This is a genomic window from Candidatus Eisenbacteria bacterium, from assembly GCA_016867495.1.
Lineage (GTDB): Bacteria > Eisenbacteria > RBG-16-71-46 > CAIMUX01 > VGJL01 > VGJL01.
In genome coordinates this window covers 1-1,971 of sequence record VGJL01000332.1, presented here as the reverse complement: position 1 = coordinate 1,971, position 1,971 = coordinate 1, and the positions used below count along the sequence as shown (strand labels likewise).

Below are 1,971 nucleotides of genomic sequence, written 5' to 3'. Positions count from 1 at the left end.
CCGAATGTGACATCGGTGGCTGCGAGGTCGTTGTCGATCGTCTTGGGCACGCCGATCACCCGGACGCCCAGCGCGGCAAGCTCGTTGGCGATGGAGAGGCTCCCATCCCCCCCGACCACGATCAGGGCATCCAGGCCATGCTGGCGGATGGTCCGGATCGTCTGTTCGGACTGGTCCCGGTAGACGACGCGATCGCCCTCCTTCTCCTGAACGCGAAAGGGGTTGTCTCGGTTGCTGCTGCCCAGGATGGTCCCGCCGCGCGCCAGGATTCCGCCGACGTCGGATGTCGTGAGCGGGCGGGTCCGATCATGGATCAGACCGGCGTATCCGTTCTCCACGCCGAGGACGTCGATGCCGTGGTCGTAGCCGGCCGACTTCACAACCGCCCGGATCACCGCGTTCAGCCCGGGGCAGTCTCCGCCGCCTGTGAGAAGCCCGATTCTGCGGATCCGCTCGCTCATCGATCCTCCTTGCGGCCTTCGGGGACCGCTCCCGGACGCGGGCCCCAGGATAGCAGCGATCCCCCTCGCGCGCATGCGCGGCGCGCCTACCCTCCGGGGCACAGTCGATGGACGGCCCCGCCCTGCTCTGTTAGTGTGCACTCCGAGTCTGCGCAGGCCGATAGGTAGGAGAATGAAGAAACAGAGGCCGTCCGCCGGAAAAGGCAAGAAGAAGGGCAAGAGGCCCGCGAGGCCCCCTGCAGCGGCTGGCAAGGCCGCGGGGAAGACGCGGGAGAAGACCAGAAGGGGGGCGCCCGCAGCGTCCGAGCGGCAGAGTCCCGCCGGCCTCCGCGAGGCGGCCGAGGTCCTCCTCAATCTCGAGTCGCTCCTCAGGGAGAGGATCCACGGCAAGGACGAGGCGATCGAGAAGATCGGCAGCGCGCTGCGGGTCCGGCTGACCCAGCTCGACTTCCGTCCCGAGCGCCCCAACGGGTCTTTTCTGCTGATCGGCCCGCCCGGGGTCGGCAAGAACGAGTTCGCCTATGCCGTGGCGAACATCCTCTACGGCGACGAATCGATGGTCGTGCCAATCGACATGCGCATGGTCACGACCGAGGAGGAGGCCTCCCGGCTGACCGACTCGATGTACCCGGGACCGCCCTCCCTGCTCCTCGAGGGGATGATCACGACCCCCGTCCGGCGCCGGCCGCACTCGATCCTGCTCCTGCGCGGGATCGAGCATGCCCATCCGGTCGCCCACAGGATGATCCAGCAGATCCTCGATCAGGGGTGGATCGAGGATGCCAGGGGCCGCGCCTCCTTCGACCGGACGATCGTCTTCGCGACGGGCCGGATCCCGGAGGAGGAAGCGGGCACGACCGACGAGATCGGCTTCAACCGGACATCCAAGAGCTACGACGAGCGCATCCGGGAGAAGATGATTCGGAGACTCGGGGAGGAGTTCGTCGAGTCGTTCCAAGAGGTCATCGTCATCCACGCCCTCACCGCGGAGGATGTGCGCCAGATCGCCCGCTACAAGGTCGAGGTGGTCCTGCGCCGCCTCCAGAAGGGGCGACGGGGCGTGCAGGTGACCGACTCGGTCTTCAAGACCTTCATCTCGGACGACGAGTGCGCCCGCAGCGGGGCCGGCACCATCAACCGGACGCTCGAGAAGAGGCTCCTGAATCCGCTGGCGCGCTACATCCTCGCGCACCCCAAGGAGCGGCGGATCCGCGTCGATGTCCGGGATGGGGATCTCGTGATCGAGAGGACGATCGCGGCCGCCCCGACTCCGCGCCCGGCCAAATCGGTCAAGGATCGCGCGTAAGCAAACGACGGAGACCAAGATCAGGCGGCGCGAGGCGGCCGGGAGTCGATCCCGGCCGCCTCGCATGCTGTCGATCAGAACTGGATCAGACCCGGCGTGGCCTGATAGGCGTAGCGGAAGGTGATCGCGCGGGAGCCGGCCGCCCCCGAGATCGTCTGGACATGGATCTTCGCATAGTGGCCGGAAGGGGTTTTGATCGCGTAG

General features: G+C 67.3%; 2 protein-coding genes. One reads left to right on the top strand and one right to left on the bottom strand.

The window, feature by feature from the left end; all coding sequences use genetic code 11:
- Window positions 1–461 (bottom strand): 6-phosphofructokinase (locus FJY88_13995; GenBank protein ID MBM3288438.1); only part of this gene is annotated, 461 nt, incomplete at its 3' end.
- Between the two features lie 172 nt (window positions 462–633).
- On the opposite strand from FJY88_13995, the gene FJY88_13990 reads away from it, so the two are divergent.
- Complete coding sequence (locus FJY88_13990; protein MBM3288437.1) at window positions 634–1,767, top strand: ATP-dependent Clp protease ATP-binding subunit; 1,134 nt, start codon at window positions 634–636, stop codon at window positions 1,765–1,767.
- Window positions 1,768–1,971 lie beyond the last annotated feature (204 nt).